The sequence below is a fragment of the Planomonospora parontospora genome (assembly GCA_014647935.1).
GTDB lineage: Bacteria > Actinomycetota > Actinomycetes > Streptosporangiales > Streptosporangiaceae > Planomonospora > Planomonospora parontospora.
The window spans coordinates 179027-192121 of the sequence record BMQD01000009.1; the positions used below are offsets into that span (position 1 = coordinate 179027).

Annotated in this window: 11 protein-coding genes; 9 read left to right on the forward strand and 2 right to left on the reverse strand. The window is 73.3% G+C overall.

Annotated features, from left to right (window positions below; translation table 11 throughout):
* Positions 1 to 31: 31 nt before the first annotated feature.
* On the reverse strand, positions 32 to 1726 hold the full coding sequence (locus IEZ07_RS16275; RefSeq protein ID WP_191895525.1) for a histidine kinase N-terminal 7TM domain-containing diguanylate cyclase: 1695 nt from the start codon (positions 1724 to 1726) through the stop codon (positions 32 to 34).
* A 188-nt stretch (positions 1727 to 1914) separates the two neighbouring features.
* Between IEZ07_RS16275 and IEZ07_RS16280 the strand changes: the two genes are divergently transcribed.
* From IEZ07_RS16280 to IEZ07_RS16310, 7 genes are all read left to right on the forward strand, one after another.
* Positions 1915 to 3084, forward strand: coding sequence for a homogentisate 1,2-dioxygenase (locus IEZ07_RS16280; protein WP_191895526.1), 1170 nt, complete (start codon positions 1915 to 1917; stop codon positions 3082 to 3084).
* Entirely contained in the window at positions 3081 to 3917 is an 837-nt protein-coding gene (locus tag IEZ07_RS16285; protein ID WP_191895527.1) for a hypothetical protein, read from the forward strand. Before IEZ07_RS16280 ends, IEZ07_RS16285 begins: the two co-directional genes overlap by 4 nt.
* Positions 3914 to 5068 (forward strand): fumarylacetoacetase, encoded by a 1155-nt coding sequence (gene fahA, locus IEZ07_RS16290; RefSeq protein ID WP_191895528.1) that lies wholly within the window; start codon positions 3914 to 3916, stop codon positions 5066 to 5068. The genes IEZ07_RS16285 and fahA overlap by 4 nt, the downstream gene beginning before the upstream one ends.
* Positions 5069 to 5155: 87 nt before the next feature.
* Entirely contained in the window at positions 5156 to 6382 is a 1227-nt protein-coding gene (locus IEZ07_RS16295; RefSeq protein WP_191895529.1) for a L,D-transpeptidase, read from the forward strand.
* 252 nt (positions 6383 to 6634) lie between these two features.
* Complete coding sequence (locus tag IEZ07_RS16300) at positions 6635 to 7069, forward strand: NfeD family protein (protein ID WP_068902129.1); 435 nt, start codon at positions 6635 to 6637, stop codon at positions 7067 to 7069.
* 2 nt (positions 7070 to 7071) lie between these two features.
* Positions 7072 to 8193, forward strand: a complete 1122-nt coding sequence (locus IEZ07_RS16305; RefSeq protein WP_239320180.1) for an SPFH domain-containing protein — start codon at positions 7072 to 7074, stop codon at positions 8191 to 8193.
* A gap of 452 nt (positions 8194 to 8645) precedes the next feature.
* Complete coding sequence (locus IEZ07_RS16310; protein WP_204054430.1) at positions 8646 to 10226, forward strand: cellulase family glycosylhydrolase; 1581 nt, start codon at positions 8646 to 8648, stop codon at positions 10224 to 10226.
* Positions 10227 to 10415: 189 nt separating this feature from the next.
* On the opposite strand, the gene IEZ07_RS16315 is transcribed toward IEZ07_RS16310, so the two are convergent.
* Positions 10416 to 11159 (reverse strand): TetR/AcrR family transcriptional regulator, encoded by a 744-nt coding sequence (locus tag IEZ07_RS16315; RefSeq protein WP_191895530.1) that lies wholly within the window; start codon positions 11157 to 11159, stop codon positions 10416 to 10418.
* Positions 11160 to 11335: 176 nt separating this feature from the next.
* On the opposite strand from IEZ07_RS16315, the gene IEZ07_RS16320 reads away from it, so the two are divergent.
* Both IEZ07_RS16320 and IEZ07_RS16325 read left to right on the forward strand, forming a co-directional pair.
* On the forward strand, positions 11336 to 12280 hold the full coding sequence (locus tag IEZ07_RS16320; protein WP_191895531.1) for an ATP-binding cassette domain-containing protein: 945 nt from the start codon (positions 11336 to 11338) through the stop codon (positions 12278 to 12280).
* On the forward strand, positions 12277 to 13095 hold the full coding sequence (locus IEZ07_RS16325; protein ID WP_191895532.1) for an ABC transporter permease: 819 nt from the start codon (positions 12277 to 12279) through the stop codon (positions 13093 to 13095). The genes IEZ07_RS16320 and IEZ07_RS16325 overlap by 4 nt, the downstream gene beginning before the upstream one ends.

The following is a 13095-nucleotide window of genomic DNA, read 5'->3' on the forward strand; positions in this document are numbered from 1 at the left end:
CAGCGGCAGGAGCCGGGTCCGCGGGCGGCGCTCAGGCCGCCTCACCGGTGGCGAGGTGCGCCGGACCGGTGGTGAGGTGCGCCGGATCGGACCGGCGGTCGCCCGAGGGGACCGCCGGGGTCTCCACCGGCCCCCCGGAAGGGGCGGAGCCGGCCCGCTCGACCCGGTCGCGGCCCCGGCGCTTGGCCTCGTACAGTGCCGCGTCGGCGGCCCTGAGCAGGTCCTCCGTGCTCCCTCCGGCCGCCAGCCCGGCGACGCCGGCGCTGAAGGTGACCGTGAGCGCCCGGCCGTCCACCTCTATCGCGGTACGGCCCGTCCGTTCGCGGAGCCGCTCGACCAGCCGCCAGGCGGACTCCTCGGTCACGCCCGGCAGCAGCAGGACGAACTCCTCGCCCCCGTAGCGGGCGACCACGTCGCCCTGCCGTACGGAGTCGGCGAGCAGCCCGGCGAGGCGGACGAGCACCGCGTCCCCGCCGCCGTGCCCGTAGGTGTCGTTGATCCGCTTGAAGTGGTCGACGTCGATGATGGCCAGGCTGAGCGGCGCGCCCTCCCCGGCGGCCCGCCGCGCCTCCCGCTCCAGCGTGTCCACCAGGTGGCGGCGGTTGTGCAGCCCGGTCAGCGCGTCCCGTACGGCCTGCTCGGCGAGGTCCGTGCGGAGCGCCTCGTTCACGCGCAGCTGCTCGCGGAGCCGGGCGGCGGACTCCTCCGCCTCGCGCCGCCGCCGGTTGAGCTCGGTCACGTCCCGGCCGACCAGCGCCCAGCCGACCGCGTCGCCGCGGCGGTCGCGCAGCACGCTGGCCCGCACGTGCAGGTCGACGCGCCGGCCCCGCGTGTCCGTCAGGGTCTGCTCGGTGTCGGTACCCTCGGTCAGGGCGAGGTCGAACCCCCGGATCTCGGTGATCACCCTCCCCTCCAGCCGCTCGGGCAGCCCGGGTACGGTCCGCGCCAGCAGGTCGCGGGCGGCCGCGTTGAGATCGAGGATCCGGCCGTCCCGGTCGAGCACGGCGACCGCGTCGGTCATCGAGTCGAAGACCTGCCCGTGCGCCACCTGGATGTGCTGCGACAGGGAGCGGACCAGCATCCTGTAGGTGATGAGCGCCGTGACGCCGAGGCCGAGCGCGGTCAGGTCCGGCACGGGGACGGGCAGGGCCGCGCTCGCGCCGGCCAGGCCGGGCGGGACGAAACCGGCCAGCGTCCAGTCGTACAGTTCCCGCCGGCCGCGCGGCGCCCGCCGCCGCGCCCGGACCACCCGCACCACGCCGGCCGTGAGCAGGACGTAGAGGTAGACCGCGCTGACCGGGAAGGCCGGGCCGGGGGCGGGGACGAGCACGTCCCAGGCGCCCGGCCGGAGGCCGGTGTAGAGGAGGTGGTGCCGGGGGTTGGTCACGGCCAGGACCAGTTCCGCCGCGGGCTGGACGGCCAGCAGCAGCATGACCCGCCGGGAGACCCGCCAGGACCGGTCCGCCACGATCCTGGTCAGGCAGAAGACGCCCGCCACCACGATGCCCAGCACCAGGTGGGACGCGGTCGCGACCGGCCAGGCGACGTCCGGGCGCGCCGTCAGGAGGTTGACCAGGCCCAGGGCGGCCATCACCGCGATGCACGCCGCGATGAAGGCGTTCGCGTCGGCGAGCGGGTCCCGCCTCCGCCCCCACCGGTGGGCGGCGGCGATCACGGCGGACCCCGCGGCCGAGGTCGCGAACCCCGCGGCGAGCAGCCCCAGCATGCCGCCTCCTCCCGTCCTCGGTGTCCGTCACGGCCTCATCGGCGGGCGGCGCGCCGACCTGAGCCCGTCACGGACGGAATCCGGTGGAGCACCCGGCGCGACGTTTGACAGCACCCGGCACGGTGGCGGATGGTTGTTCGTATAGAGGACGCATACGTCCGATAAACGGACAAACCTGGGAGAAGCGCATGCCGTACTACCGCGTCGTGGGGGAGGTACCCCGCAAACGCCACGTCCAGTTCCGGCGGCCCGACGGCGGGCTGTACGCCGAGGAGCTGATGGGCGAGGAGGGGTTCTCCAGTGACTCCTCGCTCCTCTACCACCGCCACCTGCCCACGGCGATCGTCAAGGCGGAGGCGGTGGAGCCCGACGAGGCCGCGGTGCTGACGCCCAACCTGCCGCTCTCCCCCCGCCACTTCCGCACCCAGGACCTGCCCGCCGGAGGCGACCTCGTCACCGGCCGCGGACTGATCGCGGGCAACGCCGACGTCCGCATGTCGTACGCCGCGACCGAGGCGCCCAGCGGCCTCTACCGCAACTCCATGGGCGACGAGTGCGTCTACGTCGCGAGCGGCCGGGTCGTGTTCGAGTCGACCTACGGGGCCATCGAGGCCGGCGAGGGCGACTACGTGGTGGTCCCGACCGGCACGATCCACCGCTGGGTGCCGCAGGGCCGGGTGACGGCCTTCGTGATCGAGGCGTCCGGGCACATCCGCCCGCCCAAGCGCTACCTGTCGAAGTACGGCCAGTTCCTGGAGCACGCCCCCTACTGCGAGCGCGACCTGCGCACCCCGGCCGAGCCGCTGACCGCCGAGGGCGAGGACGTCCCGGTGCTGGTCCGCACGCGCGGCGGGCTGACCCGGCTGGTCTACCGCAACCACCCCTTCGACGTGGTCGGCTGGGACGGCTGCCTGTACCCCTACGCGTTCAACATCAACGACTTCGAGCCGATCGTGAAGGGCATCCACGCCCCGCCGCCGGTCCACCAGACCTTCGAGGGCCCGAACTTCGTGATCTGCTCCTTCTGCCCGCGCCCGCTGGACTTCCACCCGGACGCCGTGCCGATCCCGTACAACCACCACAACGTCGACTCCGACGAGCTGATGTTCTACGCGGGCGGCGACTACACCGCGCGCAAGGGCTCCGGCATCGACGTCGGCTCGGTCTCGCTGCACCCCGCCGGGTTCACCCACGGCCCGCAGCCGGGCGCCGTGGAGGCCGTCCTGGAGGCGGTGCGGCAGGGGCACACCCGCACCAACGAGCTGGCCGTGATGGTCGACACCTTCCGCCCGCTCGACCTGGGCCCCGCCGGGCTCTCGGTCGAGGACCCCGCCTACGCCTGGACGTGGTCGCGGTGAACCTCTTCCACGACCTCGTCGACGACGCCGGGCTGTTCCCGCCCACCGCGCTGCCGATGGACGAGGCGCTCTCGCGGCACCGGGCCGACCTGGAGCGGCGCAGCCCGGTGCTCACCCACCGCTTCCTCTGCCCGGCCAGCCGCCTGCCGGTGCTCCGCGTCCACCTGGAGGAGACGCCCCTGCCGCTCCGGCTCGGGCTGATCCTCGACACCGAGGAGCCGCCGCGGCTCGACGGCCTGGAGGTCGAGCTGGTCGAGGTGCCGGGCGCCCGCTTCGAGACGTCCGCCGGGCGGGTCGAGCTGCCGGACGGGCAGCTCCCGCTGGAGACGGCGGGCCCGGCGGTCCGCCGGTTCGTCGAGGTCACCCCCGCCCAGCTGCCCGTCCACCTGCCCGACGGGGTCGGGCTGAAGGTCCGGTGCGGCGGCCGGGAGCCCGAGGACTTCCCCAGCGCCCACGACCTGGGCGCCTTCATCGCCCACTGCGTCCGCAGCGGCACCCCCTTCAAGGCCACCGCCGGGCTGCACCACGCGGTCCGGCACTTCGACCCGGCGCTCGGCACCGACCGGCACGGTTTCGTCAACCTGGTCCTGGCGGTCTGCGCGGCGGTCGAGGGGCGCGACCCGGTGCCGGTGCTGAAGCTGACCGACGTGGGCGAGCTGGTCCGGCAGGCGCGGGCCGTGCCCGACGACGCCGCCCGGCGGGCCCGGGAGCTGCTGGTGTCGTACGGCTCGTGCAACACGGCCACCCCGATCGAGGACCTGCTGGCCCTCGACCTGATCGAACCCGAGTCCGGGACCGGGACCGGGACCCGACCCGCGAAGGAGAACGCGTGACGGCCGCAACCCCTTGGGGCCTCGACCACCTGCCCTACGGGGTCTTCTCCCGGGCCGACCGGCCCGGCGAGACCCCCCGCGTCGGCGTCCGGTACGGCGACCACGTGCTCGACCTGGCCGACGCGCTGCACGACGAGGTGTTCGCCACCGGCTCGCTCAACGCCTTCCTGTCCAGGGGCGCGGCGGCCTGGCGCGACACCCGGGCGCTGATCCGCAGCAAGCTGGCCACCGACCCGGTCGCCGCGGGGCTCCACCTGGTCCCGCTCGACCGGGTGGAGCTGCACCTGCCGATCGAGGTGGCCGACTACGTCGACTTCTACTGCTCGCTGGAGCACGCTTCCAACCTCGGCCGGATGTTCCGGCCCGACGAGGAGCCGCTGAAGCCCAACTGGCGGCACCTGCCGGTCGGCTACCACGGCCGGGCCGGGACCGTCGTCGCCTCCGGCACCCCGGTCGTCCGGCCGTCCGGGCAGCGCGGCGCCGGGGTCTTCGGCCCCTCCGCGAAGCTGGACATCGAGGCGGAGCTCGGCTTCGTCGTCGGCGCGCCGACCGCGCTGGGCGAGCGGCCCGGCCGGTTCGCCGACCACGTCTTCGGGGTGACGCTCGTCAACGACTGGAGCGCCCGCGACATCCAGGCGTGGGAGTACGTCCCGCTCGGGCCCTTTCTCGGTAAATCCTTCGCCACCTCGATCTCCCCGTGGATCACGCCGCTGGAGGCCCTGGCCGGCGCCCGCGTGCCGGGCCGCGAGCAGGATCCCGAGCCGCTGGACTACCTGCGGCGCGCCGAGGAGTGGGGTCTCGACCTGACCCTGGAGGTGCGGCTGAACGGGGAGGTCGTCTCCCGCCCGCCGTACCGGGGGATGTACTGGACGCCCGACCAGATGCTCGCCCACATGGCCGTCAACGGCGCTTCCTTAAGGGTCGGCGACCTGTTCGCCAGCGGTACGGTCTCCGGTCCCGAGGCGGGCCAGCGGGGGTCGCTGATCGAACTCACCTGGAACGGGACCGAGCCGGTCAAGCTCTCCGACGGGTCGGTCCGGGCCTTCCTGGAGGACTGTGACACGGTCTCCATCACCGCCACCGCGCCGGGCCCCGAGGGAGGTCTGATCACCCTGGGGGAGGTGTCCGGAACCATCCTGCCCGCCCGGTAAGCACGTGTTGTCACCCGGCGTGCTCGAACGGTCGCCTGGCGCTACTCTTGGCAGCCGACCGTCCACGCACTCCAAAGGCAGGAACCGATGCGGCGCGCCGCGGGCCCTCTCCCCGTCCTCCTCCTCGCGCTCCTGGCGCTCCCCGCCCTCCTGGCGGGCTGCTCCTGGTTCACCGGCGACGACACACCCGGGGAGAGGGCCGCGACGCCCTCCATCGTGATCGACCCGGCGCCCGGCGCCCGGCAGGCGCCGACCGGCAGGGGGCTGACCGTCCACACCACGGCGGGCACGCTGACCGGGGTGGCCGCCTACGCGGGCGGCGCCCCGGTCCCGGGCCGCTTCGACCCCGGCAGGACCGCCTGGCGATCCGACCACGCCCTGGTACCCGGCCGGGACTACGCCGTGAGCGTCACCGCCGCGGGTCCCGGCGGCACCCGGGCGAGCGCCACGGGCACCTTCCGCACGTTCACCCCCGAGAAGACCTTCAAGATCGCTTCCGTCACGCCGTCGCCCGGCGAGACGGTCGGCGTCGGCATGCCGATCATCGTCGACTTCGACACCCCGGTGAAGGACCGGCTCTCCGTCGAGCGGGCCCTGGAGGTGCGCACCGGCACGCCGGTCGAGGGCGCCTGGCACTGGACGGGCGACACCCGGGTGATCTACCGCCCCCGCGACTACTGGCCCGCCGGGTCGAAGGTCGACTTCGTCGCCCACCTGTCCGGGGTCCGCGCCGCCAAGGACGTCTACGGCACCTCCGACCACGGTGTGCGGTTCGGCGTCGGCCGGCGGCAGACCAGCGTCATCGACACCCGGACCCACCGGATGACGGTCGAACGCGACGGGAAGGTCGTCCAGCGCATGGCCATCAGCGCGGGCATGGCCACGACCAGGGAGTACACCACGACGAGCGGCGTCCACCTGACCATGGACAAGGCCAACCCGGTCCGCATGGTCTCGCCGAACCGGAGCAAGGGCGACCCGGGCTACTACGACGTCATGATCGACCACGCCGTGCGCATCTCGAACAGCGGCGAGTACGTCCACGCCAAGGACAACGTCTGGGCCCAGGGCCGGGTCAACGTCAGCCACGGGTGCGTCAACGCCCGCCCCGACCAGGCCGCCTGGTTCTACGACAACTCCCTGCGCGGCGACCCCGTCGTCATCCGCGGCACCGACCGCGAGCTGGAGTGGGACAACGGCTGGGGCTACTGGCAGCTCTCCTGGGCCGAGTGGCTGGAGGGCAGCGCCCTCCACGACGACCTCGTGCGCGACTCCGGCGAGGACCAGGGCGACACCCTCCGCCGCAGCCTCTGACCGCCCCGCACGACGACCCGACGACGCCGCACGGGGACCGCCCCGGCCTTCCGACACGGCGGTCCCGGCGCGGGAGCGGCACCCGTACGGCCCGCCGTACGGGGCCCTGACAGCGCGTACGGACCCCGACAGCGTGGTCCCGGCGCGGGAGCGCGCCCGTACGGGCGCTGACAGCGCGGTCGGCGGCGACATACGGTGGAAGCGGGAACCCGCCGGACACCGGAGCCGTTGGCATGGCAGGAGGGCCGGAACATGGATGATTGGCTCATCTGGTTGATCCTCGCCGTGGTGCTGGGCGTCGCCGAGATCTTCACCCTCACCACCGCTCTCGGCCTGCTCGGCGGGGCGGCGCTGTTCGCCTCCGCCGCGGCGCTCCTCGGGCTCCCGGTCCCGCTGCAGCTGATCGCCTTCGCCGGCTCCCTCGTGGCCGGGGTGGTCCTGATCCGGCCCGTCGCCAGGCGGCACCTGCGCCCGCCCCCGCCGGACCAGCGGTTCGGCGTCCAGGCCCTCGTCGGGCGGACCGCCTACGTGACCCGCGAGGTGACCGGCCGGGACGGCCGGGTCCGCATCGGCGGCGAGGAGTGGTCGGCCAGGGCCTACGACGAGACGCTGGTGATCCCGGCCGGCGCCTCCGTCGACGTCATCGAGATCGAGGGCGCGACCGCGCTCGTCTACCCCAGGGAGTAGTGATGGACCCGCTGCTGATCGTCGGTGTGCTCATCGTCCTGTTCGCGGTGTTCACCGTCACGAAGTCCGTGCGGATCGTGCCCCAGGCCCGGGCCAGGAACGTCGAGCGGCTCGGCCGCTACCACACCACCCTCAAACCCGGCCTCAACTTCGTGATCCCGTACATCGACCGGGTCTACCCGATGATCGACCTGCGCGAGCAGGTCGTCTCCTTCCAGCCCCAGCCGGTGATCACCGAGGACAACCTGGTCGTCGAGATCGACACCGTGCTGTACTTCCAGGTCACCGACCCACGTGCGGCGGCCTACGAGATCGCCAACTACATCCAGGCGATCGAGCAGCTCACGGTGACCACGCTGCGCAACGTCATCGGCTCGATGGACCTGGAGATGACGCTCACCTCCCGCGACACGATCAACAGCCAGCTGAGGGGCGTGCTGGACGAGGCGACCGGCAAGTGGGGCATCCGGGTCAACCGGGTCGAGATCAAGGCCATCGACCCGCCGAAGAGCATCAAGGACGCGATGGAGAAGCAGATGCGCGCCGAGCGGGACAAGCGCGCCGCCATCCTCACCGCCGAGGGCCAGCGCCAGTCCCAGATCCTCACCGCCGAGGGCGACAAGCAGAGCGCCGTCCTGCGCGCCGAGGGCGAGCGCAGCGCCGCCATCCTCAAGGCGCAGGGCCAGTCCCAGGCCATCGACGAGGTCTTCCAGGCCGTGCACCGCAACGACCCCGACCCCAAGCTGCTCGCCTACCAGTACCTCCAGGTGCTGCCGGAGCTGGCCAAGGGCGAGGGCAACACCTTCTGGGTCATCCCCGGCGAGGTCACCTCCGCCCTGCAGAGCGTCTCCCGGGCCTTCACCGAGGGGCTGCCCGCCTCTCCCGCCACCCGCGAGGCGCCGCGGCGCGACGGCCGGGCCGCGCGGCGGGACGACGGAGAGGCGCAGCAACTGGCCCGGCAGGAGGCGGCGGAGGCCGAGCAGGCCGCCGCCGAGGCGGTGGCGGAGGCCGCCGACGCCGACCCCTCCACCGGCCCCCGCCAGCTCGGCCCCGGCCCCGTCACTCCGGACGCCCTCTCCCACCTCACCGAGGAGCGGCCCGCGCGGCAGGAGCGGCCCTGGTAGGGCACGCGGTCCCGGCGGCGCACGTGCGGGACACGCCGTCCCGGCAGGACGCCTGGTCCCGGCGGCGCAGGTGCAGGACACGCGGTCCCGGCCGAGGTCGTGACCCTCCGGGCGGGCCCGGCGGGGAACGACGCCTGCCGGCCGGGTACGGAACCGATGAAACTTTCATCGGCGGGGACGCCGACGGGACGTACCGGCTGGTAACGGCTGAGCAGGGGTGATGCGGGTTCCGGAGGATCACCGCCACGGGCTTCACCATCATTCGCGTCAGCGTCGATATGCCACATGTCGCGCAAACCGGTAAAAATCGCTCCGGACTTAGCGGCTCCCGGCACTCCTGCCGGGAGCCGCGACCTTCCTCCGGCCTGTGATGAGGCTGAGCGGGGCGGGGCGCCCGGAGCGGCGCCCGCTCCGCTCGCCGGAGCCGGACCAGAACGCGAAAGGTCACCGTCGTGAAATATCCCGCACGCCCGCACCGCGGTCGCGCCCTCCTCATGGCCGGCGCCGCCGCGCTCGCATTGGGGACGCTGACGACCGCACCGGCCGTCGCCGCCGCCTCGGCCGCCGCCCCCGGCTGCGCGGTCACCTACACCACCAGCAGCTGGCCGGGCGGATTCAGCGCCAACATCACCGTCAAGAACCTCGGCGGCGCCGTCGACGGCTGGAAGCTGGGCTTCTCCTTCCCGAGCTCCGGCCAGAAGGTCGGGCACGGCTGGTCGGCGGTCTACGACCAGAAGGGCACCGCCGTCACCGCGAGCAGCGTGAGCTACAACAAGTCGCTGGCCTCCGGCGCCTCGGCGCAGATCGGGTTCACCGGTAGCACGACCGACGGCAACCCGATCCCGACGACGTTCACCCTCAACGGCGTCACCTGCAACGACACCGCCACCAGGCCGCCCGCACCGCCGACCGCCACGCCGACGCCCACCCGCACCGCCACCGCCGCGCCGACGCCGACCCGCACCGCCACGGCGGCCCCCACGCCGACCGCGACCCGCACCGCCACCCCGGTGCCCACCGCGACCCGTACGGCGACCCCGACCCCGACCCGTACGGCGACGCCCACCCCGACGCCCACGAAGGCCCCGGCCACCGGCACGCCCGTCGGGATCAACGGCAAGCTGCACGTCTGCGGCGTCCACCTCTGCAACCGGTACAACCGCCCGGTCCAGCTGCGCGGCATGAGCACCCACGGCATCCAGTGGTTCCCCAGGTGCTACACCGACGCCTCGCTGGACGCGCTGGCGAACGACTGGAAGTCCGACCTCTTCCGGGTCTCCATGTACGTGCAGGAGGGCGGGTACGAGACCAACCCGGCCGCCTTCACCGAGCAGGTGAACAAGTACGTCGACATGGCCACCGCGCGCGGCATGTACGCGATGATCGACTTCCACACGCTGACGCCGGGCGACCCCAACCACAACCTGGCCCGGGCGAAGACCTTCTTCGCCTCGGTCGCCGCCCGCAACGCGGGCAAGGACAACGTCATCTACGAGATCACCAACGAGCCCAACGGGGTGAGCTGGGCCTCGATCAAGAGCTACGCCGAGCAGGTCATCCCGGTGATCCGCGCGGCGGACCCGGACGCGGTGATCATCGTCGGCACCCGGGCGTGGTCGTCGCTGGGCGTCTCGGAGGGCTCCAACGAGACCGAGATCGTCGACAACCCGGTCAACGCCAAGAACATCATGTACGCCTTCCACTTCTACGCCGCCTCGCACAAGGACAACTACCGGGCCGTGGTGAGCCGGGCCGCGGCGAAGCTCCCGCTGTTCGTCACCGAGTTCGGCACGGTGACGGCCAGCGGCAACGGCGAGGTCGACCTCGCCAGCACCGCCGCGTGGATCGACATGCTGGACCAGCTGAAGATCGGCTACGCCAACTGGACCTACTCCGACGCCCCCGAGAGCAGCGCCGCCTTCAAGCCGGGCACCTGCTCGGCCGGCGCCTTCGCGGGCACCGGGTCGCTCAACCCGTCGGGCGTCTACATCCGCGACCGCATCCGCACCGCGGACGACTTCCCCACGAGCTGACCCTCCCCCGCGCCGGCCGCGCCCCCTTCCCCAGCGGCCGGTCCGGCCCACCGGGCCGATCCGAAGAGAAGGTCCCTCCCGCTCCCCGGGAGGGGCCTTCTCCCCGTTCCGGCCGGTCCCTCTTCCCCCGTCCCGGGCAGAGCGCTTCCACGTGCGCCGCCCGGTCCTTCCACGCGCCCGGCGGCCCTGCTACGCGCGCCGGGCGATCATCGCCTCGATCCCGTCGAGCAGCAGGTCGAGGCCGAAGCGGAAGTCGGCGTCCTCCGTCCAGCCCTCGGCTCCGCTGAAGACGCCGGAACGCACCGCCGCCGACAGCGCGGGGTACTCCTCCGGGTCGAGGACCTCGGCGAGCACCTCGCCGTAGTCGGCGGCGCCCGTGATCCCGGCCTCGTCGAGATGGCGGCTCCCGCTGCTCATCCCGTACACGAGCGCGGTGTCGGACAGCGCGTAGCCGTTGAGGGCGGTCGCCGCGTTGAGCCGCTCCCCCTCGTCCAGCCCCGTGTCCGCGAGCGCGGCCATCCCCCGGTCCAGCCAGCGCATGCTCCGCGGGCCCATCGGAGGGGAGGTCCGCACGAGGGCGAGCATCCACGGATGGGCGAGCAGGAAGCCCCGGTTGGCCCGCGTCCAGACGGTCATGTAGTCCCGCCAGGACAGCCCGTCCCGCTCGGGCGGGTCGGGGACGGCGTGGTCCGCCATGGCGATCAGCAGCTCGTCCTTGCTCCCGACGTACCGGTACAGCGCCATCGTCGTCACGCCCACCCGGGCGGCGACGCCGCCCATCGAGACGCCCGCCAGTCCTTCGGCGTCGGCGATCTCGACGCCGGCGGCGGCGATCGTCGCCAGGTCCAGACGCGGCTTCGGGCCCCGGTTCGACACCGGCTCGCGTCCCCACATCCGCGCCAGGACGGGGGGCAGTGTCCGCTCCCGCGCCATCGGGCCCCTTTCTCCCAGGTCCTCGGTGGACCTTCCTCCACCATCCGGTCGAACCAGGATGCCCCATCTCCGCCCTTCCCGCGCCGATCACCGGCGCCGGCACAGAAAACCGTGTACCTGATAGACATTTATCTGTATATTGCTTATACAGTATTGCGTACACAGAAGGAGGGTGCATGAGAGACGCCGCGATCCACGCGCGTGGCCTGCGCAAGTCGTTCGGCGCCACGCAGGTGCTCGACGGAGTGGACCTGACCGTCCCGGCCGGGTCGCTGCTGGCCCTGCTCGGGCCGAACGGCTCGGGCAAGACGACGACGGTCCGGATCCTGGCCACGCTGCTCGCCCCGGACGGCGGCACCGCCGCGGTGGGCGGTCACGACGTCGTGCGCGAGGGCGCCGCGGTGCGCCGGAGCATCGGCCTGACGGCCCAGCACGCCACGGTGGACGACCTGCTCACCGGGAAGGAGAACCTGGAGCTGTTCGCCGGCCTGTACCACCTGGGGCGGCGCGCGGCCCGGCGCCGGGCGGCCGAGCTCCTCGACCGCTTCGACCTCACCACCGCCGCGGACCGCCTGGCCGGGACCTACTCCGGCGGGATGCGCCGCCGGCTCGACCTCGCCGCGAGCATGGTGGCCGCCCCCCGGATCCTCTTCCTCGACGAGCCCACCACCGGTCTCGACCCGCGCAGCCGGGCGGAGCTGTGGACGGTGATCCGCGAGCTGCTCGCCTCGGGCACCACCATCCTGCTGACCACCCAGTACCTGGAGGAGGCCGACCGGCTCGCCGACCGCATCGCGGTGATCCACGGCGGCCGGATCGTCGCCGACGACGCCCCGGCCGCGCTCAAGCACCAGATGGGCAGCGAGCGGCTGACGCTGCGCCTGGCCCGGCCCGAGGACGTGTCCCGCGCCGGCGCCGCCCTGTCGGCGGGCGCGGAGGACGGGACCGGGATCCGCCTCGACGCGGACACGCGCGAGGTGGCCCTCGCCGTCCACGACCCCGACCACCTGCGCCGCACGCTCGACCTGCTGCACCGGGAGGGCATCACCGTCGAGCAGGCCGACCTGCGCACCCCCACCCTGGACGACGTCTTCTTCGAGCTCACGGAGGCAGCGGCATGAGCACCACCACGGCCTCCACCGACCTGGACACGGCTCCGGCCGCCTCCCGCGGCGCGGCCGCGGGCGACCTGCGCCGCCTCGTCGTCCGTGCACTCCGCCACGAGGTGCGCACCCCCGACGCCCTCATCGTGAACATCGCCCTGCCGGCGATCATCATGATCCTGTTCGTCTACGTCTTCGGCGGGGCGATCACCACCGGGTCCAGCGGACTGGACTACATCGACTTCGTCGTCCCGGCCGTGCTGCTCATGGCCGGCGGGTACGGCGCCGCGCTGACCGCCGTGAACGTCGCGGAGGACATGACCAGGGGCATGATCGACCGTTTCCGGACCCTGCCCATCGGCGGCTGGGCGGTGCCCGCGAGCCATGTCGCCGCCTCCCTGCTGCGCAACGTGCTGGCCACCGCGCTCGCCCTGGCCGTGGCGGTCGCCCTGGGGTTCCGGCCCCGCGCCACCCCCGCCGACTGGGCGCCGGCGCTGGCCCTCGTCACCGGGTACGTGCTGGCGGTCTCGGCGCTCGCGGTCGCCTGGGGACTGCTCGTCCGCTCCTCCCAGGCCGCCGGCGTGTTCAGCTTCGTCGTGATGTTCTTCCCGTACGTCTCGGACGGCGTCGTCCCGGCGGAGACCATGCCGGGTCCGCTCCGGAGCTTCGCCGAGCACCAGCCGGTCACCCCGGTCGTGGAGGCGCTGCGCGCGCTCCTCCTCGACCGGCCTGTGGGGGACGCCGGGTGGATCGCCGCCGCCTGGCTCTGCGCCGGAGTGCTCGCCGGCGTCCCGGCCGCGGCCGTGCTCTTCCGGCGGCGGACCTCGGCGTGA

Excerpts from the sequence above, each read along its gene's own strand:
- IEZ07_RS16275 (WP_191895525.1), bottom strand. The coding sequence starts at position 1,726 with ATGCTGGGGCTGCTCGCCGCGGGGTTCGCGACCTCGGCCGCGGGGTCC.
- IEZ07_RS16280 (WP_191895526.1), top strand. The coding sequence starts at position 1,915 with ATGCCGTACTACCGCGTCGTGGGGGAGGTACCCCGCAAACGCCACGTC.
- IEZ07_RS16295 (WP_191895529.1), top strand. The coding sequence starts at position 5,156 with ATGCGGCGCGCCGCGGGCCCTCTCCCCGTCCTCCTCCTCGCGCTCCTG.
- IEZ07_RS16300 (WP_068902129.1), top strand. The coding sequence starts at position 6,635 with ATGGATGATTGGCTCATCTGGTTGATCCTCGCCGTGGTGCTGGGCGTC.
- IEZ07_RS16305 (WP_239320180.1), top strand. The coding sequence starts at position 7,072 with ATGGACCCGCTGCTGATCGTCGGTGTGCTCATCGTCCTGTTCGCGGTG.
- IEZ07_RS16315 (WP_191895530.1), bottom strand. The coding sequence starts at position 11,159 with ATGGCGCGGGAGCGGACACTGCCCCCCGTCCTGGCGCGGATGTGGGGA.
- IEZ07_RS16320 (WP_191895531.1), top strand. The coding sequence starts at position 11,336 with ATGAGAGACGCCGCGATCCACGCGCGTGGCCTGCGCAAGTCGTTCGGC.
- IEZ07_RS16325 (WP_191895532.1), top strand. The coding sequence starts at position 12,277 with ATGAGCACCACCACGGCCTCCACCGACCTGGACACGGCTCCGGCCGCC.